Below are 25,220 nucleotides of genomic sequence, written 5' to 3' on the forward strand. Positions count from 1 at the left end.
AAACCGAAGCGCCGTCGGGACGGTACTCGGAGGCATGACGACCGAGACCCCCGACGACGCTTCTTCTTCGCCCGAAAGGAAACACCGCCGCCGGGGGCTCCTCCGTGCGGGCCTGGCCATCGCTGTGCTCGCGCTCGTCGCGAGTTGTTCGGCGTGCTCCCCGATCTATGTGATCAAGGCGGGCATAGCGGAGATGCACATCCTGCGTGCCCGGCGAGACATCCCGGAGGTGCTGAACGATCAGACCGTCGATCCGGTCACGAGGGGAAAGCTCTCCTTCGTGTTCGAGGCCCGGCGCTTCGCGGCGGACGAGCTCGGTATAGACGTCGGTGACGCGTACACGATGTTCACCCAGCTCGAACGGGATACCCTCGCGCTGGTGGTCTCGGCCGCGCATAAGGACCGACTCGTTCCCAAGACGTGGTGGTTCCCCATCGTGGGCCGCATGCCGTACAAGGGCTTCTTCTCACTCGAGGACGCGCAGAAGCAACAGGCGGATCTCGAAGCCGAAGGCTACGACACGTACCTTCGCCCCACCGCAGCCTTCAGCACGCTCGGGTGGTTCAACGACCCGATTCTCTCGACCATGCTCCGCGCCGATGACGTTGAAGTGGTGGAGACCGTCCTGCACGAACTCTCCCATCGGCATCTTTTCGTCTCGGGGCACGTCGGCTTCAACGAGAGCTTCGCGACCTTCGTGGGGCGAGCGGGGGCAGCTCAGTTCTTCTGCACGCGCGACGGGGGCGGGCCCGACACGCTGAAATGTCTGCGTGCTCAGGCTCGTTGGCGGGACTATCAGCGCTTCAGCGTCTTCATCGATGAGATGATGGAAGAGCTGAACGCGATCTACGACGACACCGGGCTCATCTACGACCAGAAGGTCTCACGACGAGGCGGGGTATTCGAGCGATCGCTCGCGCGCTTCGATGCCGATGTGGCACCGACCTTCGAGTCGGTCACGTTCAGCGGTTTCCGCAACACGCCGCTCAACAACGCCACGCTGCTCGCGCGCGTGCGCTACTACCACAGGCTGCCCGACTTCGCGGCACTACTGGATGCTCGAGGCGGTGATCTTGCGGCGGTCCTGGAGGAGCTGAAGAGCAGCGCCGGCACGGTCGAGGATCCGTTCGAGATGTTGCCCGGCGGCGGCTGACGAGGGTTACGTCACATCGAGGGCGCTCAAATCGAGTGCCAGGCAAGGCGGGCGAGCACGACGACCGAGGAGTAGCAACGCTACTTCGCAGGTCGTCGAGCGGAGCCCAACGAGCATGGTGCCGATTTCAGCGTCCTCGCGCGGTCAGATGCGTGCCTGCACCGTATAGAGCTGGTGGTACCTACCCTCGCGCGCGAGCAGTTCATCGTGCTTGCCACGCTCGACGATCTCGCCATCCTCGATGACCAGAATCAGGTCGGCGCGCTGAATCGTGGAGAGGCGGTGCGCGATCACGACGGTGGTGCGGCCGCGAAGGAGCTGGTTGAGGCTCTTCTGGATGAGCGCCTCGCTCTCGGTATCCAGGCTCGATGTCGCCTCGTCGAGCAGCAGGATATTCGGGTTCGCGAGCAACGCACGTGCGATCGTCACGCGCTGTCGCTGTCCACCGGACAGCTTGACTCCGCGCTCGCCGATGATCGTATCGAGACCGTCGGGGAAGCGATCCGTGAATTCCGACACGTACGCCTGATCGGCGGCTTCTCGAACATCGTGCTCGCTCGCGTCCGCGCGCGCAAAGAGGAGGTTCTCGCGGATGGTGCCATCGAACAGGAAGTCGTCCTGGAGCACGAGGCCGAGCTGGTCCCGGTAGGTCGAGAGCTTCACCTCCCGGAGATCGATGCCGTCGACGAGCACCCTACCCTCGTCGGGCTCCAGGAACGTGGCAGCGAGTCCCGCGAGCGTCGACTTGCCCGAGCCCGAGCTGCCGACGAGCGCGATCACGGTTCCGGGTGTCGCCTTGAACGAGACGTTCTTGAGGACCGGCTTGTCTTCGTCGTAGCGGAAGCTCACGTCCTCGAACTCGACATGGCCGTTGATCGGCGGCATCTCGATCGTGCGTCTCGGGTCGTCGTCCTCTCGGGGCCAGGAGAGCAGCTCGGCGGTTCGGTCGAGTCCCGCGAACGCCTCGGTCATCTGGGTCCCGATGTTCGCCATCTGGACGACCGGTGCGATGAGGAAGCCGAGGAAGAGCGTGAAGGAGAAGAACTCCCCCTCGGTGAGCTGGCCTAGAAGGATCAAATGGCCGCCGTACCCCATGACCATCACGCCCGCGAGGCCCATGAAGAACGCCCCCAGGCTGGTCACCAGGCTCGACGTCTTGAGCGTCGTCTTCACGTTCTCGAAGATGCGCATGACGCCGGCGTGGAAGATCTCGCCTTCCTTGTCGACCGCATGAAAGCCCTTGATGACGCGGATGCCACCGAGCGCCTCCGTGAGCCGGCCCGTGACCTCCGCCCGGATCGCCCCCCGCTCGCGGAACGCGGGGCGTAGCGTTTGGAACGCCTTGGTCGAGACGAACGCGAAGGCAGCCAGGGGACCGAGGGCGAGCAGCGTCATCACGGGGCTCATGCTGACCAGGAAGACGATCGCGACGATCGCGGTCACGGGCCCGCCGACGAGTTGCACGAGCCCAGTGCCTACGAGGTTCCGCACGCCCTCGACGTCGTCCATGATGCGAGACACCAGCTCACCCGACTTCGTATTGTCGAACACGCGCACCGGGAGCTGGAGCACGTGCTTCTGCACGTCCGCTCGCAAGGTCGCGATGAGGTGCTGCGCCTCGACGCTCATCAGCATCGTCAGCGCGTAGGACGTGGCAGATTGGATGATCACCGCCACCATCACCCCCCCGAGCAACACCCCCAGCATGGTCCGATCGCCATTGGCGAGCACGTCGTCGATCAGGGGCCGCATCGACCAAGGCAGGACGAGCCCGCTGATGCGATTGAGCAGGATCAAGAAGAGCCCGAAGGAGATGAGTTTCCTGCGGGGCCAGATGAACTCTTTGAACGCGCTCTTGAGACTCGCGCGTGAGATTTTTTTCTTTTTGGGCTCGGACATCTGGAAACGGTGTGGCAACGGCGGGTGGGCGACGTGACGGCGCGCCTGGGTGCAAGAACATAGACTCCTGACGGGAATCCTCCGAGACGTCATCGGATCTGGCACGCCACACGCCTTGGGCCACCCACCCCGTCCCTTTAGCTTGGGACTTCTTTGCAACCGACCCCAGTCGAGGGCGCCCGCGGGCGTTCGCCATCACGAGTCGTCGGCACACCAATGTCCAACGAAGAACGCGACGGCTATAACCCGTCCGCCGTAGAGGAGAAGTGGCAGCGCCTGTGGGACGAGCGCGGCACGAACTCCTACACCCTGGAAGAGATCGAGTCCGCGGAGGACACGTTCTACAACCTCATGATGTTCCCTTACCCCTCCGCTGAGGGGCTGCACGTTGGCAACATCTACGCCTTCACGGGCGCGGACGTGCACGGTCGGTACCAACGGCTCCAGGGGAAGTCTGTCTTCGAGCCGATGGGCTTCGACGCGTTCGGCATCCACTCCGAGAACTTCGCGCTGAAGATCGGCACGCACCCGATGGATCTGATCCCGTCGAATGTGAAGAACTTCAAGCGTCAGCTGCGCCGTCTCGGCGGCATGTTCGACTGGGACCATTCCCTCGATACCACCGACCCCGCCTACTACAAGTGGACGCAGTGGATCTTCGTGCAACTGTTCAAGGCGGGCCTGGCCGAGCGTAAGGAAGCTCCAGTCAACTGGTGCCCGTCGTGCATGACTGTGCTCGCGAACGAGCAGGTCATTGCGGGCGCGTGTGAACGCTGCGCCACCCCAGTGGAGCAGCGCCGGATCGCACAGTGGTTCTTCAAGATCACGAAGTACGCCCAGCGGCTGCTGGACAACCTGGCCCACATCGACTGGTCGGAGACGACCCGGAAGGCGCAGGGGAACTGGATCGGCCGCAGCGAGGGCGCCCAGCTGCTCTTCCCGTTTCTCGACGAGAACGGAGAAGAGACCGGAACGACGATCGAGGTCTACACCACGCGCCCCGACACGGTGTTCGGTGCCACGTACATGGTGCTGTCTCCTGAGCACCCTCTGGTCGACGAGGTCACGGATGACGGCCACCAGCCACCGGTCTTCGCCTACCGTGATGAGGCCACCCGGACGGACCTGATCGCCCGCCAGAAGATCGACAAGGCCAAGACCGGCGTCTTCACCGGCGGCCATTGCCGGAACCCCGCGACTGGCGAGGCGATGCCCATCTGGATCGCGGACTACGTGCTTATGGAGTACGGGACCGGTGCGATCATGGCCGTGCCCGGCCACGACGAGCGCGACTTCGCGTTCGCGACTCAGTTCGACCTGCCGATCGTGCGCGTCGTGGCGTCGCCGGACGACGGCGCCGATACGCCGCTCGAGAGCGCATACGTCGGGCCCGGGACCCTGGTGAACTCCGCTCACTTCGACGGCATCGACGTCTCGGAGTCGGTGGCAGCGGTCACCGACTGGGCCCGCGAGAACGGCTGGGGCGACGCGCGCGTGAACTACCGGCTCCACGACTGGTGCATCTCGAGACAGCGCTACTGGGGCCCTCCGATCCCGATCATCCACTGCGACGCCTGCGGACCCGTGGCCGTGCCCGACGAGGACCTGCCGGTCATCCTGCCGCGCGTCGAGGATTTCAAGCCGGACGATTCGGGCATCAGTCCGCTGGCCCGCGTCGCGGATTGGTATCAGACCACGTGTCCGGAGTGCGGTGAGGCCGCACGTCGCGAGACCGACGTCAGCGACACGTTCCTCGACTCGAGCTGGTACTTCCTGCGCTATCCTTCCACCGATTTCGACGACAAGCCGTTCGACGCAGAGATCACCAGGCGATGGCTGCCGGTCGACATGTACATCGGTGGCAACGAGCACGCGGTGCTGCACCTGATGTACTCTCGCTTCATCACGATGGCGCTGAAGGACCTGGGCCACCTGGACTTCGAGGAGCCGTACGACGTCTTCCGCGCGCACGGGCTGATCATCGCCGAGGGCGCGAAGATGTCGAAGAGCAAGGGCAACGTGGTCATCCCCGACCCGATCATCGAGGAGTTCGGGGCCGACGCCTTCCGTACGTATCTGATGTTCTTGGGCCCGTACGAGGAAGGCGGGGACTACCAGCCCCAGGGAATCCAGGGGCCTTTTGGCTTTCTGCACCGGTTGTGGGACACCGCGACGACCGCCGAAGACGGTGAGGCCGACGTGGACGTCGAGCGGAAGGTGCACCAAACGATCAAGCAGGTAACGGAGCAGATGCCTGCCCTGAGTTTCAACACTGCGATCGCCGCGCTCATGGAATGTCTGAATGCGATCCGAGCAGGCGGCCGGAGCGCCAAGCGCCCGGAGATCGAGCCGCTCGTGCCCATGATCGCGCCGTTCGCGCCGCACCTCGCCGAGGAGCTGTGGCAACGCTTCGGGAATGAGGGCAGCATCTTCGACGGCAAAAACTGGCCGGCGCATGATGAGGCCAAGACGGTAGAGACCCTCGTCGAGATCGCCGTTCAAGTGAACGGCAAGCTGCGCGGCCAAGTAACCGTCGCGAGGGACGCGCCTGAAGACGAGGTGGTCGCGGCTGCGCGCTCAGACGACAACGTCGCACGCCATCTGCAGGACGGGGAGGAACGCCGAGTGATCTACGTGAAGGACCGTCTCGTGAACTTCGTCGTCGGATGAACGATGTCGAGCGATTGGCCATCGACGCGATCCGCGTTCTTTCCATGGACGCGGTTCAGCAAGCCAACTCCGGTCACCCGGGCACGCCGATGGCGCTCGCACCGGTCGGGTACGTCCTCTTCCATCGGCACCTTCGGCACAATCCGAAGGACCCGCATTGGCTCGACCGAGACCGCTTCGTGCTCTCCGTCGGCCACGCGTCGATGCTCATCTACTCGCTGCTCCACCTGAGCGGATACGACCTCTCGGAGGAGGACATCCGCAACTTCCGCCAATGGGGGTCGCCGACCGCTGGGCATCCCGAGCATGGACATGTACCGGGGGTCGAGACGACGACCGGGCCGCTGGGACAGGGGATCGCGAACTCGGTCGGCATGGCCTTGGCGGAACGGTGGCTGGCGGACCGGTTCAACCGGACAGGGCACCAGATCGTCGACCACTTCACGTACGCGCTCTGCTCAGACGGCGACCTGATGGAGGGCATCTCGCACGAGGCCGCCGCGATCGCGGGGCACCAAAGGCTCGGCAAGTTGATCTGGATCTTCGACGACAACCAGATCACGATCGAAGGTGCCACGGATCTCTCGACGTCGACCGACCAGGCGAAGCGATTCGAAGGATACGGATGGCACACCCTTCACGTGCACGACGGCAACGATCTCGAGGCGATCGACCTTGCCATAAGGGAAGCGAAGCGGGAGACCAAGCGCCCGAGCCTGATCGTGCTCCGCACCGTCATTGCATACGGGAGCCCCGGCAAATCGGGAACGGCGGCGGCGCACGGTGCCCCCCTTGGGGCCGACGAGATCGAAGCCACCAAGAAGAACCTCGGCTATCCTTCACTCGAGCCGTTCCACGTCGATGAGAGTGCCCGCAGGCATTGGTCGGACTGCGTGAGCAAGGGCCAGCGCCTTCAGGATACCTGGCAGGCACGCTTCTCCGTGTATGAGGCCGAGATGCCCGAAATCGCGGCCGAGTTTTCCAACATGATGGCGGGGCACCTGCCCGAGGGATGGGACCAGGCCGTGCCGGACCTCTCGCACGTCGAATCGGGCGACGCCACCCGCGGTTGGTCTGGTAAGGTTCTGCAGGGCCTCGCGGCGGGCATCCCCAACCTCGTGGGCGGATCCGCCGACCTGGGGGGCTCGAACAAGACCGACATCGTCGGCGCGGACAGCCTATTGCCCCACACTCCGTCAGGGCGCGTCATGCACTACGGGGTTCGAGAACACGCGATGGGCTCGATCATGAACGGCTTGATCCTGCACGGGGGCATCCGACCGTACGCGGGAACGTTCCTGATCTTCTCCGACTACATGCGGCCCGCGATCCGGCTGGCCAGCCTGATGGGGCAGCCCGTCGTGTACGTCTTCTCGCACGATTCGATCGGGCTCGGTGAGGACGGTCCGACCCACCAGCCGGTGGAACAGCTCGCCGCGCTACGCGCGATTCCCAACCTGGCGGACCTGCGGCCCGGCGACGCGGCGGAGACCGAGATAGCCTGGCGTGTGGCGATCCAGCGCTCCGACGGCCCGAGCTTCCTCGCGCTGAGCCGGCAGAAGGTCGCGGTGCTGGACCGCAGCGGACCGCACGCGTCGGCCGACGGACTGCGCCGCGGTGGCTACGTGCTCACCGAGGCTTCCGCAGACCCGCCCGAGGCGATCCTCATCGCGAGCGGATCGGAGCTCGGGCTGGCGGTCGAGGCCCGAAAACGGCTGGAAGCCGAAGGGGTTCCGACCCGGGTCGTCAGCATGCCGAGCTGGTTCCTGTTCGGGCAGCAGGACCAGAGTTACCGCGACGAGGTGCTGCCGTCGTCGGTAAGCAATCGAATCTCGGTCGAAGCCGGCAGCACATTCGGATGGGAACGCTGGGTGGGATCCGCCGGTCGCTCGATCGGCCTAGACCACTTCGGAGCGTCGGCACCCGCCGACGTGCTCTTCGAGAAATTCGGCTTCACCGTCGATAAGGTCGTGGCGGCGGCAAAGGGAATCACCTAGCGGCTGCGATTTGCGTTGCCCGCCGCCAGCGCCTACGCTGAGGGGCCACTCTCAACAGCTTGGGAACAGGAGGCACCATGGTTTCGATCCTCTCGCTGTGGGCCCCGATCGTGCTCGCCGCCGTTCTCGTCTTCGCGGTGAGTTCGATCATCCACATGTTCCTCACCTATCACGTCAACGACTTCAGCAAGGTCGACGACGAAGACGGGGTGATGGACGCACTGCGCGGCTTCAACATCCCGCCAGGCGACTATGTGCTCCCGTACGCCGGAGGCATGGAGGGCCTGAAGTCGGACGCCTTCCGAGAAAAGGTACAGAAAGGCCCGGCTGCTTTCTTCACCGTCCTGCAACCCGGCGCGATGTTCGCTATGCGCAAGAGTCTGACGCAGTGGTTCCTGTACAGCGTTCTCGTCGGCGTGGTCGCCGCCTACCTCGGCGGACGTATGCTCGGCCCCGGTGCCGACTATCTCTCAGTATTCCGCGTGACCGGAACCGTCGCCTTCTGTTGTTACGCGCTGGCGCATCCCCAGCGTTCGATATGGTTCCACCAGAAGTGGAGCACATCGTTCAAGTCGATGTTCGACGGCCTTGTCTACGCATCGGTGACCGCCGGCGCGTTCGGCTGGCTCTGGCCCGCCTAGCGGTCCGAGCTCCTCGCGAGGCTCAGAAGTTGCTCGGGGCTGATCTCCCCGACCAACGCCTGCTCGAGTTGTCGAGTGGACCATGTTACCACGGGCGTCTCGGATGTTGAGCCACAACAGTCCATCGATAGCGCGGGCTCGCGCGGCTGTGCGCCTTCCCGCGGCACGAGGTAGTGCGAGATCGACGCACCGTTCTTCTTGTAGATGATCATCGCACCGCGCCTCCCCTCCAGCAGACAGATCTCCGCTCCCTGCAGCTCCAGTCCCTCGAGCCGGATCGGTCGCAACTGCATGCCGAGCTCTCTGGCCAGAAACCGTCCGATCTCGTCGGGATCGGACGTCACGATGTGGTCCTGCCCCACCGCCCGTCTCAAATAGTCCTCGACGAACATCGCACCGTCAGCCAACTCGGGCGGCACGTCTGACCTGAAGTCCACGACGCCAATCGCCGCCAGCGAGACGGCCAACATTAGCGACCACACCGCGATTCTCTTCCAACTCACACCCGCTGGCTCCCTCTCGGTGCCGTGGGGGGCCCTCGTGTCCCAGCGCGCTGCTGCCAACGCGTCGAAAACTCTCTCCCGCACCTCGCGGGGAGCGATCTCACTCCGGAGCTTGTCATACATCTCCAGCAGTGCTCGGTCCTGATTGAAGAACTCGGTACACTCTGGGCAGTTCGCGACGTGCACGCGGGCTTCGGCGACCTGGGCGCCGACCAGCCGCGGCTTCTCAGGGGGCCACAGTCCGGCCCTGGCGTCTTGACAATCCATCTCTCTAGCTCCCGCTCTCAACCGGGCTACTACCCTGCTGCGTCGGGCCCAGAATCTCCTTGAGCAGCAGATCCCGATAGAGGAGAAACTCCTTCAGGGTGGACCGCTCGACGCCGAGAGCGCGCGCCGCATCGTCGTAGCTCCACCTCCTCAAAAGCACCAACCACAGCGCCGCCCGGGGCTGCGCCGGAACCACACCTGCCGCCCGGAAGAGTACGTCGGCCGCGAACTCGGCAACCGCACCGTGTGAGTAAGCGCCTGTCACCCGTGGAGCGGCGCGCAGCGGAACGGTTCCATCCGTGACTCGATCCAAGAACTGGCGGACCAGGCGGGCTTGCAGCCACCGCTCGAACGGCTCAGTTCCAGCCTCCGCCGCGTGTGCGCGAAACGCGTGGATCATCGTATCCACGAGCAGCTGCTCGGCCCAGCGGCGGTCCCCCGCGCAAAGGAAGAGCGCCGCTTGATAGAGGCCGTCGAGTTCCTCGCCAACCTTCTCCTCGAATGTACGAGGCATCCAGCCCCTCCTGTGCCGTAGTCCTCCCCTCGACGGTGCTCCTCCGCATTCACCGCATGTGGCCAATACAGGACGATGGGGAAAAGTTCTCGTAGAACGTCCACTGAAGAGAGCGCCGCCGTTCGTCGCTGGAGCCTAGCGGTCGGTCCGTCGTCGATCAGTCCGACCGGCGCTGAAGCGCGGGCGGGAGCGGGGGAACTCGATCGACGGCATCGCGGCGCCTGACTCGTCGATGCAGAGGACGGTCGTGGAGGGTCTCGGGCGTGCACCCTACTCGTGACGCCCACTCCCGCCACGTCCGCCCGTGGTCGCGATGCCCGTTCACCAGGTAGTCTGCGGCGTGCGCCATCTCGTGGAGGAGGGTGTCGACGCGTTCCGCCCCGTTCCCTTCGAGCATCAGGTCGACGTTCAACGCGATCTCGACCACATAGCGTGCACCCTCTCCCCCGCCCGGCAACATATGGCCGAGCGCCGACTTCATTCGACTGCTCAAGCGTACCGGGACGTCGGCCGGCAGAATTCCACTGAAGCGCGTGTGGTTGAAATAGCGATAGATGGACCGGAAATAGCGTCGCTGGTCGGCAGTCGCACAGCAGTGTGTAGTGCCCCCTTCAGCGCGTCCTGATGCGCACAGGCGAGACTCGTGCTCGGAACGCGCCTCTTCGACCGCACGCTGAAGCTCCGGCCAGTCATGAACCCTTCGCCCTGCGTCCCTGGCCTTCGGTGTGCTGACACCGCCCTCCGACGCGATCACCGCAAACGCATCGAGCAGCTCGGGCGGGGAACGGCGATATGCGACATGCACGTTAAGCGCCGCGCCTCTCTGCGTCAGCGACCAAATCGTGCTTCGGTTTCTCCGAAATGATACACGACTAAGCTGCAGAGCGCCGCGGCGGCGGAGCTCGCCCAGAAACTCGGCAGGCGTGAGCGCGCGCATACTAGCAGTGAAGGGTGATCCCCAACGGAGGAGCAAACTCGAATGATCTCTTGGAAACGCTGGAAAACGTTAGCAAAAGAAGTATGCAATTGCGACTGTACCCACTATATATAGTGTATCTGTGTCATCGGATCACCGACATGTCGTAGGCCTATATAAATTCTTCTATTGCGCATCACCGGTGAACGCGTGTAAATAGGAACTCACTTCGACCGTCCTTAGTGTTCAAACACCGTTTCGGAGGGATCTCCAGTGGCGACCAACAACAAGAAGGCTCCGGCTAAGAAGAAGAAGGCCGCAGCTAAGATGCCGACCACCAAGAAGGCCAGCGGCGCGAAGAAGCGTCCGGCCTCGAAGCGGGCGCCGGCTCGGAAGACGAAGGCCGCACCGCAGAAGGCTGCGCCCAAGAAGAAGGCCGCTCCCAAGAAGAAGGCCGTAGCCAAGAAGAGGGCTGCGCCCAAGAAGAAGGCCGCTCCAAAGAAGAAGGCCGCTCCAAAGAAGAAGGCCGCTCCAAAGAAGAAGGCCGCTCCAAAGAAGAAGGCCGTAGCCAAGAAGAGGGCTGCGCCCAAGAAGAAGGCCGCTCCAACGAAGAAGGCCACAGCCAAGAAAAAGGCTGCTCCAAAGAAGAAGGCCGCAGCCGAGAAGAAGGCCGCTCCTAAGAAGAACGCCGCTCCAAAGAAGAACGCCGCCAAGCGGAAGAAGTAGAGCCCGCTCGGGTCTGTCGTAGTGCTGACGCCGGCGCCCCTCGGGGCGTCGGCGTCGTCTTTTTGAGGTCCTGGCGCGGGCAGCAGCTAACGAATCTTCGGCATCACGCGTCCTTGTTTACGAAGGGAGAACAGAATGTCAACTTGGAGTCCCACGATGCGCATTCTCCAATGCGTCCTGTCCGCGATCATATTGATCGGCGTCGCCGGCTGCGGTGGCGGCGGTGAACTTCGTCCCGTCCCACTTGCGTTCCAAGATGGCTTTAGCGGGACCTGGATCCGGAACGCCGGTCTGAGCGAGAACCCAAGAGAAGCGACCGGCCTCGGCAATCGCGGGGGGGCTGGGGGAGATGCGTTCGGAGGCGGTGGTCGAGGTGGCGGGAGTCGGGGCGGCGGCGGCGGTGGACGCGGAGGGGGCGGCGGGGTACGTGGCGGTGGACGCGAGGGCGCGGCGGGCGGCGACGTTGACCCGGCAGACATGCAACGGGTGATGCGGGCCATGCGGCCAGCGGAGCGCCTCATTCTGACAGTGACAGACTCGACGGTCGAGTTGAGGACGGGGCGTGGAGCGCCGCTCCTGCTCAGGCTGGACGGCGAGGAGATCGAAATCGATCTCGGCGACGATCAAACCATGAAGGTGAGGGCCGAATGGAAGGGTGAGACGCTCGAGCTTCGAACCGACCTCAGAGGGGGCTTCTCAATCAACCAGTCCTACTCACTGGACTCGGAGACGGGACGTATGGAGATCGACGTCTCGTCTCGCGTGCGCGGCCGGCGTATCCGAACGATTCAGGTGTACGATCGGACGTCGCGGAACGATTCGGTTCCCTTATAGCTCCCCAAGAAAACTCATCACCGCATCATATTCGGACTGGACCGCGGAGAAGATGCCCCTGGCACCGCCGGTATTCCCTTCCTTCCCGCACGCCCTCGACATCTACTACCCATGGGGTAAGGGAGTGGCAGACGCCGTGGCTCTGACCGTAGTTTCGGGACGTGCACCTGGCGACCTAGTGTAAACCAGGTTCGATGTCTCCCGTGGCCCGCGGCTGGTTTCCCCGGAATGTCAACCTTCACAACGACCCGGGGTGGCGGCTCCGCCTCGCTACGCGATGCCCTTTTTCGGGGTCTTGCTCCCGATGGCGGCCTGTTCGTTCCCGACCCCCTTCCCTCGCTCGGTTCCGGTGAGATTACGCCGCCCCCTGCGGGCGATTTCGTCGAGTCGGCGGTGTGGAGTGCCGAACGACTTCTGGCCGGTCACATCGACGCAGCTACCGTGCGACGAGTAACCAGGGCTGCGCTCTCGTTCCCTGTGCCGCTCGTGGAGGTGGAAGCGGACATTCATGTGCTGGAGCTCCACCACGGTCCTTCGCACGCGTTCAAGGACGTTGGTGCCCGCTTCATGGCCAACTTGATGAGCGAGCTCGACGACTCCGACGCGACGAGCGCTCGAAGAACCGTGCTCGTTGCCACCTCAGGTGACACGGGCGCAGCTGTCGCGAGCGCGTTCCACGGGCTGGAGCGGTATCGGGTCGTGACCCTCTTTCCCCGCGAGGGAATCAGCAAGCGACAGCGCCGGCAAATGAGCACGCTCGGAGGAAACGTGAGCGCGGTCGCGGTAGCGGGAACGTTCGACGACTGTCAGCGACTGGCGAAGCAGGCGTTCAGCCAGCCTCGCATCCGGGAGCGACACCGTCTCACGTCCGCCAACTCCATCAACGTGGGACGTTTGCTACCGCAGAGTTTCTACTACTTGCACGCCTGGATACTGCTTGCCGGAGCTCCCGCCCGTTTCGTGGTGCCGTCGGGAAACCTCGGCAGCCTGTGCGCCGGACTCATCGCGAGCCTTGCCGGAATGCCCTCCCTCGGCTTTCTCGCCGCCTCGAACGCCAATGACGTATTCCCCCGATACCTGACCACCGGATCGTTCCAGCCACGCGCCTCCCTTCCCACTATTTCGAATGCCATGGACGTGGGAGCGCCGAGCAACTTGGAGAGGATCCAGTGGCTGTTTCGCGACGACCCGGGTGCCTTGCGGCGCATCGTGAGTGGTACCTCGATCGGCGATGCGGAAACCGCCGACTGCATAGCCGACGTATACCGCCGTACCGGCTACGTGCTCGATCCACACTCCGCGGTGGCGTATCGCGCGCAGGAGCGGCACCATGGCGTCGGTGACGGCCCGACCGTCGTGCTCGCCACTGCCCACCCGGCGAAGTTTCCGGATGTCGTGGAGAAAGCCGTCGGACGCGCGGTCGAGTTGCCCGAGGGACTGGCTGCGATCATGGACGCCGAGGAACACTTTGCCCTTATCGAACCGACGCTCGAGGCCCTGGAGGCCTTCCTTGACGACGGGTAACCCCAGTGGCTGACACGCTCATCGCGGCGCGGGTTCGTGTACCGTGCTCCACTTCGAACCTGGGGAGCGGCTACGACACCATCGGGCTCGCGCTCAACCGGTATCTGGAGGCCACGTTCGAGCCCGGCCCCACTGGCCTGGAGATCTTTCGCGAAGGCTCGCTCGCACGGGCGGGGTACGACGACGCCGACGACCTCGTGGCACGATCGTTCGCCAGAGCTCTACGGAGCATGGGCTCCGAGGTAGGCGGCACGCTTCGGCTGACGAGCGACATCCCGATCGGGAAAGGCCTGGGGTCCTCCGCCGCGGCGTTTCTCGCGGGCTCCGATCTCGCGCTCTCTGCCAGCGGCAAAAGTCGTGACGACGCGCGTATTTTTGGGGCTGCCTACGAGCACGAGGGACACGGTGACAATGCCGCCCCCTGCCTGCACGGCGGCCTGCGAGCCGTGCTGCCAGGTGCCACGGGTCCGCTATCGATCGAACTGGCGCTTTCCCCCGACCTCGGCTTCGCCTACGCCGCCCCCGCCGCCCCGATTGAGACGAAGGCCGCGAGAGATGCCCTCCCCAAACGGGTGAGTCACGACCTTGCCGTGCGTAGCCTCGCTCGTGCCACCGCCCTCGTCCGCGGCTTGGCCAGCGCTGACCGGGAGTTGATCAAGATCGGCGTGGAGGACGAGCTCCACGTACCACACCGCCTCCCGATGATTCCGGGTGCCTACAACGCGATCGGCGCAGGATACGACGCGGGGGCGTGGGCGATCACGATCTCAGGTGCGGGCTCGGGCCTCATCGCCCTGTGCGATCCGTCCGACGCCGAAGGAGTGGCCGCGGCGATGCGTCAGCTGTTCTGCAACGGGACCGACGACCCTGATTGCCCCGGGTTCGCTGCCACGCCGGACTTCGAGGGCCTTACGCGGCTTTCGGTGTAGGCACTCGCTGCTCGCGGAGCACCTCACGACACTTTACGAGCAAGTAGGTGTTGCTCGCGAGTCGTCCGCCCAGGAAGGCCGCAAACGCCGCGGTAGCTCCGACCAAGTCGAGCCTCCACCCAAGCGTTACGAATAAGGCTGCCACACATCCCACTTCCAGCGCACTCGCCACCGTGATATACCGGGTCTTCCGACCCTCGACGAGAATCGCTCGTTGAAGCGAGAGCAGAACGGCGAGAAACGGAAGCGGGACGATGATCCGTGTCGGCGTCAACGCGAAGCTGGCCAGCTCCGGCGTCAGGCCAGAGATCGTCTCGAACCAGAACCGAGAGAGTGGTGTGAACGCCACCAGCGAGAGTCCGGCCGTAGTAGCCAAGCCCAGGCCGAGCGAGAACTTCTTCAGTTCCGGAAGGTGTGTGAAGCGTTCGCCCATGAGAGCGATCGCCGTGTCCTGGAGTGCGAGGCCCATCGAACGGAAGAAAAACGAGAGCGAGTGTACGACCGGGAAGACCGCGAGCGACTCGAGCGGCGCGATGCTGCGGCCCATGAAGAAGGTCAGGAGCGGCTGGATCGTGAGACCGATGAGCGATGTAAGCGCGAGCGGGAAGTAGAACGTCGCGATGTCCCGATAGGTGATGTTGCGGCCTCGAGCTTCGAGGTCGCCCTTTCCCTCGAGCAGGTCCCGCACCGTAGAGGCCGCCATGAAGCGCGCTGCGATCGCCTCAACCGTGACGCCGATGCCCAGGGCCAAGCCCCCAACCCACGCGCCGGGCATGTCGAAGATGAAGAAGCCAACGAGCGCTGCGATCACCATCCCGATGAGTCGGATGACAGTGCCCCAGGCCACGAGACGAGTCTTGCCGGCCCTGATGAGGACGCCCTGCAGAAATCGGCGGTATCCGATCGCGCTCGGCCACGGAAGGAAGAACCACAGCGCACCATAGGTGAGGTCGGTGACCTCCGCCGGAAGGCCGATGACCGTGCCTGTCAGCCAGCGATACACGGAGGGGATCAACAGCACCAGCAGCATTCCCGTCGTGGCCAGACTCAGAAACCGAGCGAAGTTGCGCAGCTTCAGATAGGTCACCCGGTCGCGCACGATCGACGCCGCGGCACTCATGAGCATGATGACCGGCGCCTCGATCAGAATCGCGAGCGCGAATGCAACACCGTAGGCCGCCAAGTTGAACATGGGGTCCGGCAGCCGAGCGATGATCGCTGCGAGGAACGGACCCTCGGTGGCCATCATGATCCACGTCGCCGCCAAAGGCGCCCAGAAGAGGGCGATGCCGCGCTGCGTGTGGCGCAAGAAGTACCGGGTCGAAGTTGGCTAGGCGACGGTAGGAACGGCCGGGAGAAGGAGCTTAACGCAAGAGCCGGGCGGGAGAAGTCGTGGAGGCCAGCGACTCACTCTAGGATGTAGGTGATGTGGAGAGCCGGTATGCGTGGCTTACATACTAAAAGCCCCCCCCCAGGCCACCGGACCTGGAGGGCGAAGACGGAGCGCGAGGGATTCGAACCCCCAAGCCCTTTCGGGCGCTCGCTTTCGAGGCGAGTGCAATACCATTCTGCCAGCGCTCCAGGAACAGGACGCGGACGTAGCGGACAGCCGCCGGGGCCACGCTCTGAAGAGCCTCATCGGTGTACCTCGGCGGATCCTCGGATTTACATCCGCATGCCAGTGAGGCCCGTCGTACACGGCCTTTCGGCAGTCAACAAATCGGGGCGCCCGGATGGACCTCGCCACGCTCGGTCGTCTCGGCGAAACGCCTGCAGGCCGCGTTCGCGGATCACCGCCCTCGCGCCTCGGCTCGAACCGTCTGTTCGAACCCAGGCGCCATATCAAACAGCGCCGCCTTCGGCGGCATCAACAAATCGGGGCGCCCGGATGGACCTCACTTCGCTCGGTCGTCTCGGCACAATACCCCGCAGGCCGCATTCGCGGATCACCGCCTCTGCGCCTCGGCTCGAACCGTCTGTTCGAACCCAGGCGCCATATCAAACAGCGCCGCCTTCGGCGGCATCAACAAATCGGGGCGCCCGGATTCGAACCGGGGACCTCTGCGACCCGAACGCAGCGCTCTACCGGACTGAGCCACGCCCCGGATCCTACTCGGGTCAAGCACGACAAAAACGGGGATGCGAAACGAGGGCGCCACGCGCCCGACTTGGCCGAGCGCAGTTGGCTCGGCCTACCCACCCTTGGAATGCGAATGCTTCGCATTCGCGTTCCGTGGGTTCGGATCCCACACTAAAACCCACTCTAGAAGAAGAACCAACAACGGACGGGGTGGGATTCGAACCCACGCGGGCGTGAGCCCACACGATTTCCAATCGTGCGCCTTAAGCCACTCGGCCACCCGTCCACGGCCCTTCGTGCCGCGGAAGGGCACAAAACCATCTCTCTCGTGGAGAGAGTGGGATGAACCTCGCTTGCGCTCGGTCGTCTCGCGAAACAACCCTCAGGACCCATTCCGCGCCCACCCGTCGCTCGACTCGAACCCACTCTGTGATCTTCTGCGAAGATCACGTGGGTTCGAACCCCATGACCACACTGCTTCGTTCCTTCAGCGGAGGGAGTGGGATTCGAACCCACGCGGTGTTGCCACCAACGCCTTAGCAGGGCGCCGCCATAAGCCACTCGGCCATCCCTCCAAGCGGAGACCGCCGTCTCCCGAAATTGCCCCGCTAGGGATCGAACCTAGACTCTCCGGAACCAGAATCCGGCGTGTTGCCAATTACACCACGGGGCACCGAGAGCCACCAGTCGGATTTGAACCGACGACCCCGTCATTACGAGTGACGTGCTCTACCAACTGAGCTATGGTGGCGATCTCGTAATGGAGCCGAGGGGAATCGAACCCCTGACCTCAGCGTTGCGAACGCTGCGCTCTCCCAACTGAGCTACGGCCCCCCTTGTTCTCCATGGGCGCGACAGGATTCGAACCTGTGACCTCTACGATGTCAACGTAGCGCTCTAACCAACTGAGCTACGCGCCCAATCCCCTTGAACCCCAGAGCCCGTGACGCGCCCGGAGGGATTCGAACCCCCGACCTCCTGGTCCGTAGCCAGGCACTCTATCCAGCTGAGCTACGGGCGCTTACAGCAACACCTACCTGCATCCTTCGCCCAGGGGCGGCGAAGAGTGCCCACGACAGGACTCGAACCTGTACGCCGTTTCCGACACTGGTCCCTCAAACCAGCCTGTCTACCAATTCCAGCACGTGGGCGACACCTAGACCGTCCAGCCCGCTGGGCGGACCAACGATGCTCGAGGAGGGACTCGAACCCTCACGGGGTTAACCCCCACAGGGTCCTGAACCCTGCGCGTCTACCAATTCCGCCACCCGAGCTCAGCACGGGCCTACTGACCCGACCAATATGGAGCCGAGGGGAATCGAACCCCTGACCTCTTGAATGCCATTCAAGCGCTCTCCCAACTGAGCTACGGCCCCCGCACACACGACCTGGAAGCCGACACCCTGACGCCACCTGCCGACTTCGTATGTCAATCAACTCGAGCGGGGCTGACGAGACTCGAACTCGCGACCTCCGGTGTGACAGACCGGCACTCTAACCAACTGAGCTACAGCCCCCATGTGTCCTACTGGTCCTGCGTCCTACATACGCCCCGACGGGGAATCGAACCCCGGTCTCCACCTTGAAAGAGTGGTGTCCTGACCGTTAGACGATCGGGGCCCCCGCGGCATGCGCACAGGCCCGGAGGGAATCGAACCCCCAACCGCCGGTTTTGGAGACCGGTGCTCTACCAATTGAGCTACGGACCTTCTAATCAATCTCGCTCAAGTCAGTCTTGCCCACGAGCGAAAATGGCCAGGGGCAGAATCGAACTGCCGACACCATGATTTTCAGTCATGTGCTCTACCAACTGAGCTACCTGGCCCAGACAAAAAACCCGCCCGGCCCTTAGAGGGCGAGGGCGGGAAGCCGTCGGAGAAGCCGATGCTACCGGCTCCCCGTTCCCGCCCGCCTTCGCGGGCTCCACGTATCAGTGACCGTCCAGAAACTCGACGTCTGCAACGCTCATCTCCCAGGGTCGTACCAACGTGGGAAACGCCGCCCAGCGGCGGCGCTTCGCGAGCCAATAGCGGGGGCAGGATTCGAACCTGCGACCTTCGGGTTATGAGCCCGACGAGCTACCAGACTGCTCCACCCCGCAACAGAGACGAGGAAGTTATACGACCGGCCAACCGGCGGTCAACCCGTTTGACGGGTCGCCATAGCACTCATCGGATACGTCCTTTCACAGGACAACATCGGCGCATGAGGCCACTGTCCCAACACGAGATTCGCGGTTCTCACGACGCTTCTCTCCGCCTGGAGTTGAGGGTGCCCCGGCCCACGTATACCTTTTGCCCCTTCGGGACGTGGCGCAGCCCGGTAGCGCACTGCAATGGGGTTGCAGGGGTCGCCGGTTCGAATCCGGCCGTCCCGATGAGCGGCTCTACAGCTCAGGTTGTAGAGCCGTTCTTGTTCATGGCCGTTCATCGGGTCGGCCGGATTCTGCGAACTTGCGAAGCGAGTACGCGTCGGGCGACGAATGTCGCCCGACAGAACCGTAGGTTCGAGTCGAGCGGACACGCCGGTACTCGGAGAGCTCGCCGTGATTCCGCGAGACGAGCGAGGATCGACGAAGTCGACCGCAGCTCCATCCGGCCGTCCCGATAGGTCTCAGGGTCTACTCCTCCAGAGCTTGCATGCTCTGGGGGAGTCTCCTTGGTATGGGGGCCCCAATCTCCTTGGCTCTTGCGCTGGCTGGAGTGTCGGACTGGTCGCCGGTACCTTCTACCGCGGCGGGATTCGATAGACGAGATCCACTCCGGTCGGCGGAGGTTGGGTGCCGATGAAAAATTGCCAGTCGCGCAATCGAGATCGAACCATCGAGAAGATCCAATGAGTGACAGCGATTACGAAGTGCGTTTGAAGACCACAGGGCGAAACGACCGCTGTGCTTGTGGGTCCGGCAAGAAGTACAAGAAGTGTCACTTGGCCGAGGACGAGCGCACGCGCACCGCAACGCTCAAAGCCCTCGAAGAGGAAGCCATGGCAAAGGCAAAAGCCGCTAGAGACGTCGAGGGCGGCGAGAGCGAGGCCGACATGAAGGGCGCGGACAAGAGCACGCGGTCGACGAAGCGCAAAAAGAGACGGTCCGGGTCCAAAGGGCGCGCCTCGGACGGCAAGCCGAAGAACATCCCGCGGCGGGGCGCCGTCTAGCGCCGGATCGACTTTTCCCCTGCCTGAGGTCGCAGCGTGGGTCCCGACCGCGTATGATGGCTGAGTCTCCAAACGAACGTTGCCTGGCGTCGGTCCACGGGAGAAGGGGGAGTCATGCTGGTAGGCAAACTGGTGGCCCTGATCGAGGACCACGCGGACGAACTGACCGCGAGGGTCGTCCAAAAGCTGCAGAAGGACCCACGGACGCGGGAGTATCGCCGCTTCGATGCCAGCGAACTCGACTCACGCGCTCGGAGCGTCTACGCGAACCTAGGCCGCTGGCTCGGGGTGACATCCCAGGACACGGTCGAGGCGGAGTACTTTCGCCTGGGCGAGATCAGACGCGAGGAGGGAGTGCCGCTCTCTCAAGTTGTGATGGCGCTCCTCCTGACGCGTCGCAACCTCTGGCAGTTCGTGGACTCCCAGGGTGCCGATTCCATGCTGGAGCTCCGCCAGCAGCTGGATCTCGAACTGCTCGTGGTGCGCTTCTTCGACCGGGCCATCTACCATACGGTCCGCGGCTACGAGTCGGGGGGCTAGCGAGTCCTCCTCTGTAGAGTCGTCGTCACATGAAGGAGAGCCTCGCCCATCGGTGCGCTGACTTCGACTCCTACCGGGCCGCCTACGCCCATCAGCCGATCGGTCGGCCGTCTCGATCCAGGACCGTCGGTTCACCCAGCCCCAGCGCTCTCAACCCGTGCAACTGGGTCCGCGCATCACCCACGACGAGCCAGATCATGCCCGCCGGGTCCAGGTATCGGTCAGCGAGTTCTCGAATGCGCTCGATCGTCATGTCGCGGACGATTTGCTCACGCTGCAGCACGTAGTCGGCAGGGAAGCCGTAGGCGCTCATGTCGGCGAGCAGGCCCAGCTTCGCCCCTCGGGTCTCAAAGGCCCGCGCGTTCGCCCGCAGCAGAAAACTCTTGGTCGCCTCCAGATCCTCGTCATCGAACGTGGCTCCGTGCGCCTCCACGATATCCTTCACGGCGTCGAGAGCCTCGAATGTGACGTTGGAGCGCACCGAGGAGGAGATCTGGAACGGCCCGGGCGCATCCGTGCCGCTGAAGCTCGATCCGATTCCGTAGGTGTAGCCGCGTTGCTCACGCAGTACCTGAGTCAGATCCGACGCGAAGCCGCCCCCGCCGAGCCGGAAGTTCATGACCGTCGCCGGGTAGAACTCCGCAGCCGACTCGGCAAGCGCAAGGTATCCGATGCGGACAACCGACTGGCTGGCATTCGGCACGTCGACGAAGTAGAGACCGGCCTTGGTCGGGTCCCACGTCGGTGGAGCGGGCAGCGTGGGCTCGTCGCCTCGCCACCGCTCAGCGATGCCCGAGAGGGACGCGACTACCTCGTCCTCGCTGACATCGCCCGCCACGTGGAACGACGCGTGTGCCGGCGCCACGTTCGCCGCGTGATACGCGCGCAGGTCGTCGAGCGTGATGTCTTCGATCGACTCGACGGTGCCCTGGCGAACCTGTCCGAGCACATGATCGCCGTATAGGAGGCCGGTGAATACGTCACCCGCTAGGGCCACCGGGCTAGCGGCACGCTGACGCAACGAGTTCGCGACCCTCTGCTGCGCGAGGCTGAACTCGTCGGCATCAAAACGTGGCTCTAGCAGAATCTCCTCTACGAGCGCCATGGTCGCACGATAGTTCCGAGAGAGGGTCGAGCCGGACACTACGAACGACTGCGTCCCGGACGAAACGTTGATCGTTGCGCCGAGCATGTCGATCGCCTTCTCGAGCTCCGCGCTCGTCTTGGTCGCCGTACCCTCGGTCATCGTCTCGGCGAGCAAGTTCGCGACTCCGACCTTGTGCGGATCGTCGAGCAACTGCCCGCCCTTGATTCGCAGCTGGAACTGGACCAGCGGGACCTCGTCGTCCACCACGCCGAGCACGGGCACACCATTGGAGAGCTCTGTCCGCCACACGGTGGGCGCCGAGAGCGTGGGCGGCTGGCCGTAGGGCGGCTCGACGCCGCGCTCGATCACCGACGCGGTCTTGGCGCCCCCGCGGGCAACCGCATCGAGCTCCGCTTCGGCGCCCTGCACGATCGGCTCCTCCACCACCTCGGCGCGCTGTGATCCTTCAAGTGCGAGTTCGGCGCTCCCGCGCGGCACGAAGCTGACCGCGATGTGCGGCTGATCCTTGACGTACCTCTCGTACACTCGCATCACGTCCTCGGCGGTGACAGCCAGCAACCGCTCCAGGTCTTCGCCCACGTATCCGGGGTCGTTCGCGAAGATGTTGTACTGTGCGAGTTGGAACGCCTTGCCGAGCACCGATGAGAGGCCGCCGTAGAACCCTGTCTCGTACCCCGCCTTCACACGCTCCAGCTCGTCGGGTGGCACACCCTCCGACTCGAATCGTTCGAACGCCTTGTCGACCCCGGTTAGCACATCGTCGAGGTCCGTTCCCGCGTAGGCACGGATCCGAAAAGAGAAGTTACCGGCCAACTCAGACGACTGGTTCCCGGCGAAGACCGCCGGCGCGAGCTCCTCCTCCTCGACGAGCACCTCATAGAACGGCGCCGACTTGCCGTCCGTGAGCAGCTCGAAGAGAACGTCGAGCGCATACCGGTCGGGGTGGTATATCGGCACTGTCGGACCCGCCAGGGTGAGCATGGGCAGTCGCGCGTAGTTGTCCTCGTGGAAGAGGCGGACGGACTCACCGAGCTGCACCGGCTCGGGCTCTGGGACCGTAGGCATCTCACGCGACGGGATCTCTCCGAAGTACCGCTCGATCCACGCCTTGGTCTGCTCCACGTCGAGATCGCCCGCGACGACGAGCGTGGCGTTGTTGGGGCCATACCAAGCGCTGTGGAAATCGACGATGTCGCTGAGCTCAGCGCCTTCGAGGTCAGCCAGTGAACCGATGACCTGCCACTGATAGGGGTGGCCGTCCGGATACATCGCTTGGTCGATGACGTAGCTGGTGTGCCCATACGGCCGGTTGTCGACGCTCTGTCGCTTCTCGTTCTTGACGACCTGCTTCTCTTTGTCGACGACTGACTCGGTGACCGTGTTGATGAAGAAGCCGAGCTTATCGGCCTCGGCCCAGAGCGCCTTCTCCAACCCGTCGGTCGGTACGACCTCGAAGTAGTTCGTGCGGTCGCGACTGGTCGAGCCGTTCGTCGAGCTACCTATGCGAGTCATGAGACGATCGAGTCCGCCCGGGCCGAGATTCTCCGAATCGAGAAAGAAGAGATGCTCGAAGAGGTGAGCGAAACCGGTCTTCCCCTCGACCTCGCGGCTCGATCCGACATGGAACGTCATGGCGACCGCTGCGATCGGGTCGGACCTGTCCACGTGCAAGATCACGTCCAACCCATTGGCGAGCTCGTACTTCTCGAACGGGATCGACACGCCGCCCTCGGCTCCGTCCTCTGCCGGCGCGCACGCAAACGTCAGCACCGCCAACACCGCCGCGAGGCTCCACCCGCCCCGCACGTCCGCGATTCGCATCGATCCCTCCACGGTCTTCATGTTCTCACGCTCCCCCGCCGCCAATGGCAGCGGCATCCACCCTAGCTGTCGGGCTCCTTCTCCCGGAAGCCGATGCGGTAGTAGGGGTTCACCACACTCGTCGCAACGTTCTTGATATGGGCGCTCACGCGCTTCAGGAAGCGCATGTACAGCGCCACGGTCGCCGCATGTCCCGAGCGCCCGGCCAGAGCTTCGCCCGCCGTCAGCGAGTGGATGTGCTTGTCGACCTTCTCGGCGATCACGCCGTGCGACGCGATGATCGCGCGGGCTCGGTCTTCGTCGGATTCGTCGAGGGCCGGCACGATGTCGTCGAACATCTTGCCGAGCCTGCCCTCGATCGAAAGCACCTCGTCGTGCAGCTCCAATCCATCGAAGGGCCCCTCAACCGCCGCAGCCAGCTCCACGATGTTCTTCGTATAGTCGCCGATACGCTCGATGTCGATGACGATCGCGGTGAGCACCAGGCCGAGGTTGATGTCCGGTTTCGTCGAAACCGACATGTGCGTCACGATCTTCCGACGAACGCTGCGCTCGTGCTTGTTGATCCGACGATCCCGACCGTAGATGTCCGTCTCCAGCGTGCCCTCAGCATGCAAAGCGGCGACGGAGTCGTCGAACATGCCATGTGACGCCTTGAGCATGAGGATCGATTCGTCGTAGGCCTCTTGCAGCGCGCCCTCCGACCTGAAGAGCCTGATAATGTCCTTCCACATGGCTCGTTACCTCTTCGCCGACCAGATAATGTACATGAGCGGAATTACGTGAAGTGCGATATAGACGCTGAAAACACCGGCGGTGCTCGCCTTCGATCGCGCCGCCAGCCTCCCCCAACTCGTCGCTAGCCACAGCGGGATCGCCTTGAGTGGATAGAAGATGGCTATGGCGAACAGATTGAAGGATAGGTGTGCCAGCGCGACCGTGACCGCCGCTGGGCTGCCTGTGGCGAACGAGGCTAGGATCGCCGTGACCGTGGTACCCACATTGGCACCGAGCGTATACGGAAACACCTGACGGAGGCTGATCACTCCGGTACCCGCCAACGGCACGATGAGCGACGTCGTCGCGGAGCTACTCTGCACCGCGGCAGTCGCCACCAGGCCCAGGGAGAAACTCGCCGCATCGTTGCGGAAGAGCACGCGATCGAACAAGCCCTCCATACGCTTCAGCACCCCCCCCTGCATGATCTTCATCATGCCGCGCAGAGCCCCGAACAGCAGCGCAAGCGCGATCAGGATCAGCGCAATCGTGCTCGGGACCCAACCCGTGACAAGGTCGGAGAGCGGGCGTGTGAGCATCTTGAGCGGGCTCGCGAGGCCCATGCCACCGGCACCCGCGAACACGCCTTGCAAGAAGACCGCGCTTTGCTCGACCGGATGGAATAGAATCTCGATCGGCAGGATCGTGAACGCCGCGAGCAGGTTGAAGAAATCGTGCACGGTCGACGCCGCGAACGCCCGCTCGAACTCCGCTGGACGGGTCACGTGCCCGATCGCGACGATCGTGTTCGTCGTGGTCGTGCCGATGTTCGCGCCCATGATGATCGGCACGGCCAGCTGAATGGTCAGAGCGTCCGAAGCGACGAGTCCCACGACGATCGTGGTGGTCGCAGATGAGCTCTGGATCAGGCTCGTAGCGAGAAACCCGATCAAGAGGCCCGCAACGGGATCGGACGCCATGGTGAGCAACTGCCCCGCCAGATCCGCACCGCTCATCTTGAACGCGGCGCTCATCAACTCGATGCTGGAGAAGAACAAGTACAGCATCGCCAGGAAGGACAAGACGCGCAGAACCGTCGCGAGCGGCCTGGACTCGTGTTTGGCCATCAGCGGCTTTGAGTCGGTCACCAGGAGGTGTCCTTTGCGGGTCATCACCGGCGATCGCCGTCAAGATACTGAAGTCGAACAGATCGGAAAGGCCCGCT

At 63.9% G+C, this 25,220-nt stretch carries 18 protein-coding genes, 18 tRNA genes and 1 pseudogene; 12 read left to right on the forward strand and 25 right to left on the reverse strand.

Going from position 1 to position 25,220, the window contains the following annotated elements:
- Positions 1-34: 34 nt before the first annotated feature.
- Positions 35-1,153 carry an aminopeptidase gene (locus IIB36_07985; protein ID MCH7531698.1) on the forward strand — a complete coding sequence of 373 codons (1,119 nt, stop codon included), beginning with the start codon at positions 35-37 and terminating at the stop codon, positions 1,151-1,153.
- A gap of 144 nt (positions 1,154-1,297) precedes the next feature.
- Here IIB36_07985 and IIB36_07990 read toward each other — a convergent pair whose 3' ends face one another.
- Positions 1,298-3,052 (reverse strand): ABC transporter ATP-binding protein, encoded by a 1,755-nt coding sequence (locus IIB36_07990; protein MCH7531699.1) that lies wholly within the window; start codon positions 3,050-3,052, stop codon positions 1,298-1,300.
- Positions 3,053-3,268: 216 nt separating this feature from the next.
- On the opposite strand from IIB36_07990, the gene IIB36_07995 reads away from it, so the two are divergent.
- The 3 genes from IIB36_07995 (at position 3,269) to IIB36_08005 (ending at position 8,360) form a co-directional block, all read left to right on the forward strand.
- On the forward strand, positions 3,269-5,722 hold the full coding sequence (locus IIB36_07995) for a leucine--tRNA ligase (protein ID MCH7531700.1): 2,454 nt from the start codon (positions 3,269-3,271) through the stop codon (positions 5,720-5,722).
- Positions 5,719-7,719 (forward strand): transketolase, encoded by a 2,001-nt coding sequence (gene tkt / locus IIB36_08000; GenBank protein ID MCH7531701.1) that lies wholly within the window; start codon positions 5,719-5,721, stop codon positions 7,717-7,719. Before IIB36_07995 ends, tkt begins: the two co-directional genes overlap by 4 nt.
- Before the next feature lie 77 nt (positions 7,720-7,796).
- Positions 7,797-8,360 carry a hypothetical protein gene (locus IIB36_08005; GenBank protein ID MCH7531702.1) on the forward strand — a complete coding sequence of 188 codons (564 nt, stop codon included), beginning with the start codon at positions 7,797-7,799 and terminating at the stop codon, positions 8,358-8,360.
- Here the strand turns inward: IIB36_08005 and IIB36_08010 are convergent.
- From IIB36_08010 to IIB36_08020, 3 genes are all read right to left on the reverse strand, one after another.
- Entirely contained in the window at positions 8,357-9,130 is a 774-nt protein-coding gene (locus IIB36_08010) for a hypothetical protein (GenBank protein MCH7531703.1), read from the reverse strand. The genes IIB36_08005 and IIB36_08010 overlap by 4 nt on opposite strands.
- Before the next feature lie 4 nt (positions 9,131-9,134).
- Positions 9,135-9,644 carry a hypothetical protein gene (locus IIB36_08015; GenBank protein ID MCH7531704.1) on the reverse strand — a complete coding sequence of 170 codons (510 nt, stop codon included), beginning with the start codon at positions 9,642-9,644 and terminating at the stop codon, positions 9,135-9,137.
- 157 nt (positions 9,645-9,801) lie between these two features.
- On the reverse strand, positions 9,802-10,449 hold the full coding sequence (locus tag IIB36_08020; protein MCH7531705.1) for a SprT-like domain-containing protein: 648 nt from the start codon (positions 10,447-10,449) through the stop codon (positions 9,802-9,804).
- A 384-nt stretch (positions 10,450-10,833) separates the two neighbouring features.
- Here IIB36_08020 and IIB36_08025 point away from each other — a divergent pair, with 384 nt between their 5' ends.
- From IIB36_08025 to IIB36_08040, 4 genes are all read left to right on the forward strand, one after another.
- Complete coding sequence (locus IIB36_08025) at positions 10,834-11,286, forward strand: hypothetical protein (protein MCH7531706.1); 453 nt, start codon at positions 10,834-10,836, stop codon at positions 11,284-11,286.
- A 156-nt stretch (positions 11,287-11,442) separates the two neighbouring features.
- On the forward strand, positions 11,443-12,120 hold the full coding sequence (locus IIB36_08030) for a hypothetical protein (protein ID MCH7531707.1): 678 nt from the start codon (positions 11,443-11,445) through the stop codon (positions 12,118-12,120).
- 228 nt (positions 12,121-12,348) lie between these two features.
- Positions 12,349-13,644: a threonine synthase gene (thrC, locus tag IIB36_08035; GenBank protein MCH7531708.1), complete on the forward strand. Its 1,296-nt coding sequence runs from the start codon at positions 12,349-12,351 to the stop codon at positions 13,642-13,644.
- A gap of 5 nt (positions 13,645-13,649) precedes the next feature.
- Entirely contained in the window at positions 13,650-14,573 is a 924-nt protein-coding gene (locus tag IIB36_08040) for a hypothetical protein (GenBank protein MCH7531709.1), read from the forward strand.
- On the opposite strand, the gene IIB36_08045 is transcribed toward IIB36_08040, so the two are convergent.
- From IIB36_08045 to IIB36_08130, 18 genes are all read right to left on the reverse strand, one after another.
- Entirely contained in the window at positions 14,554-15,882 is a 1,329-nt protein-coding gene (locus tag IIB36_08045; protein ID MCH7531710.1) for a hypothetical protein, read from the reverse strand. The two genes, IIB36_08040 and IIB36_08045, sit on opposite strands and share 20 nt — an antisense overlap.
- Positions 15,883-16,072: 190 nt before the next feature.
- Positions 16,073-16,154, reverse strand: a tRNA-Ser gene (locus tag IIB36_08050).
- 450 nt (positions 16,155-16,604) lie between these two features.
- A tRNA-Pro gene (locus tag IIB36_08055) sits at positions 16,605-16,678 on the reverse strand.
- Between the two features lie 177 nt (positions 16,679-16,855).
- A tRNA-Ser gene (locus IIB36_08060) sits at positions 16,856-16,939 on the reverse strand.
- Between the two features lie 205 nt (positions 16,940-17,144).
- A tRNA-Ser gene (locus tag IIB36_08065) sits at positions 17,145-17,228 on the reverse strand.
- Positions 17,229-17,253: 25 nt separating this feature from the next.
- Positions 17,254-17,326: transfer RNA gene (locus IIB36_08070), tRNA-Gln, on the reverse strand.
- A 5-nt stretch (positions 17,327-17,331) separates the two neighbouring features.
- Positions 17,332-17,404: transfer RNA gene (locus tag IIB36_08075), tRNA-Thr, on the reverse strand.
- Positions 17,405-17,414: 10 nt separating this feature from the next.
- Positions 17,415-17,487, reverse strand: a tRNA-Ala gene (locus IIB36_08080).
- A 12-nt stretch (positions 17,488-17,499) separates the two neighbouring features.
- Positions 17,500-17,573 (reverse strand) — tRNA-Val (locus IIB36_08085).
- Between the two features lie 27 nt (positions 17,574-17,600).
- Positions 17,601-17,674, reverse strand: a tRNA-Arg gene (locus IIB36_08090).
- A 46-nt stretch (positions 17,675-17,720) separates the two neighbouring features.
- A tRNA-Leu gene (locus IIB36_08095) sits at positions 17,721-17,804 on the reverse strand.
- Positions 17,805-17,842: 38 nt separating this feature from the next.
- Positions 17,843-17,927: transfer RNA gene (locus IIB36_08100), tRNA-Leu, on the reverse strand.
- Positions 17,928-17,956: 29 nt separating this feature from the next.
- Positions 17,957-18,029: transfer RNA gene (locus IIB36_08105), tRNA-Ala, on the reverse strand.
- Between the two features lie 67 nt (positions 18,030-18,096).
- A tRNA-Asp gene (locus IIB36_08110) sits at positions 18,097-18,170 on the reverse strand.
- A gap of 31 nt (positions 18,171-18,201) precedes the next feature.
- Positions 18,202-18,273, reverse strand: a tRNA-Glu gene (locus tag IIB36_08115).
- A gap of 16 nt (positions 18,274-18,289) precedes the next feature.
- Positions 18,290-18,362, reverse strand: a tRNA-Trp gene (locus IIB36_08120).
- 43 nt (positions 18,363-18,405) lie between these two features.
- Positions 18,406-18,478, reverse strand: a tRNA-Phe gene (locus IIB36_08125).
- 202 nt (positions 18,479-18,680) lie between these two features.
- Positions 18,681-18,754, reverse strand: a tRNA-Met gene (locus IIB36_08130).
- 202 nt (positions 18,755-18,956) lie between these two features.
- On the opposite strand from IIB36_08130, the gene IIB36_08135 reads away from it, so the two are divergent.
- The 4 genes and pseudogenes from IIB36_08135 (at position 18,957) to IIB36_08150 (ending at position 20,349) form a co-directional block, all read left to right on the forward strand.
- Positions 18,957-19,030 (forward strand) — tRNA-Pro (locus tag IIB36_08135).
- A gap of 458 nt (positions 19,031-19,488) precedes the next feature.
- Positions 19,489-19,608: pseudogene (locus IIB36_08140) on the forward strand (SEC-C domain-containing protein).
- Entirely contained in the window at positions 19,582-19,809 is a 228-nt protein-coding gene (locus tag IIB36_08145; GenBank protein ID MCH7531711.1) for a hypothetical protein, read from the forward strand. The pseudogene IIB36_08140 and the gene IIB36_08145 overlap by 27 nt, the downstream one beginning before the upstream one ends.
- A gap of 114 nt (positions 19,810-19,923) precedes the next feature.
- Positions 19,924-20,349, forward strand: a complete 426-nt coding sequence (locus tag IIB36_08150) for a hypothetical protein (protein MCH7531712.1) — start codon at positions 19,924-19,926, stop codon at positions 20,347-20,349.
- Positions 20,350-20,440: 91 nt separating this feature from the next.
- Here the strand turns inward: IIB36_08150 and IIB36_08155 are convergent, their stop codons facing one another.
- The 3 genes from IIB36_08155 to IIB36_08165 all read right to left on the reverse strand — a co-directional run bounded on the left by IIB36_08155 (position 20,441) and on the right by IIB36_08165 (position 25,143).
- Positions 20,441-23,263, reverse strand: coding sequence for an insulinase family protein (locus IIB36_08155; GenBank protein MCH7531713.1), 2,823 nt, complete (start codon positions 23,261-23,263; stop codon positions 20,441-20,443).
- Positions 23,264-23,340: 77 nt separating this feature from the next.
- On the reverse strand, positions 23,341-24,012 hold the full coding sequence (locus IIB36_08160; protein ID MCH7531714.1) for a PhoU domain-containing protein: 672 nt from the start codon (positions 24,010-24,012) through the stop codon (positions 23,341-23,343).
- 6 nt (positions 24,013-24,018) lie between these two features.
- The gene (locus IIB36_08165) at positions 24,019-25,143 is read right to left on the reverse strand and encodes a Na/Pi symporter (GenBank protein MCH7531715.1); all 1,125 of its coding nucleotides are present in this window, start codon (positions 25,141-25,143) and stop codon (positions 24,019-24,021) included.
- Positions 25,144-25,220 lie beyond the last annotated feature (77 nt).

The organism is Gemmatimonadota bacterium (assembly GCA_022560615.1).
In the GTDB taxonomy this organism is placed as follows: domain Bacteria; phylum Gemmatimonadota; class Gemmatimonadetes; order Longimicrobiales; family Gaopeijiaceae; genus UBA1138.

What these genes read in the sequence shown, in the direction of transcription:
- IIB36_07985 (MCH7531698.1), top strand. Translation starts at nt 35, where the DNA reads ATGACGACCGAGACCCCCGACGACGCTTCTTCTTCGCCCGAAAGGAAA.
- IIB36_07990 (MCH7531699.1), bottom strand. Translation starts at nt 3,052, where the DNA reads ATGTCCGAGCCCAAAAAGAAAAAAATCTCACGCGCGAGTCTCAAGAGC.
- IIB36_07995 (MCH7531700.1), top strand. Translation starts at nt 3,269, where the DNA reads ATGTCCAACGAAGAACGCGACGGCTATAACCCGTCCGCCGTAGAGGAG.
- tkt (MCH7531701.1), top strand. Translation starts at nt 5,719, where the DNA reads ATGAACGATGTCGAGCGATTGGCCATCGACGCGATCCGCGTTCTTTCC.
- IIB36_08005 (MCH7531702.1), top strand. Translation starts at nt 7,797, where the DNA reads ATGGTTTCGATCCTCTCGCTGTGGGCCCCGATCGTGCTCGCCGCCGTT.
- IIB36_08010 (MCH7531703.1), bottom strand. Translation starts at nt 9,130, where the DNA reads ATGGATTGTCAAGACGCCAGGGCCGGACTGTGGCCCCCTGAGAAGCCG.
- IIB36_08015 (MCH7531704.1), bottom strand. Translation starts at nt 9,644, where the DNA reads ATGCCTCGTACATTCGAGGAGAAGGTTGGCGAGGAACTCGACGGCCTC.
- IIB36_08030 (MCH7531707.1), top strand. Translation starts at nt 11,443, where the DNA reads ATGCGCATTCTCCAATGCGTCCTGTCCGCGATCATATTGATCGGCGTC.
- thrC (MCH7531708.1), top strand. Translation starts at nt 12,349, where the DNA reads ATGTCAACCTTCACAACGACCCGGGGTGGCGGCTCCGCCTCGCTACGC.
- IIB36_08150 (MCH7531712.1), top strand. Translation starts at nt 19,924, where the DNA reads ATGCTGGTAGGCAAACTGGTGGCCCTGATCGAGGACCACGCGGACGAA.
- IIB36_08160 (MCH7531714.1), bottom strand. Translation starts at nt 24,012, where the DNA reads ATGTGGAAGGACATTATCAGGCTCTTCAGGTCGGAGGGCGCGCTGCAA.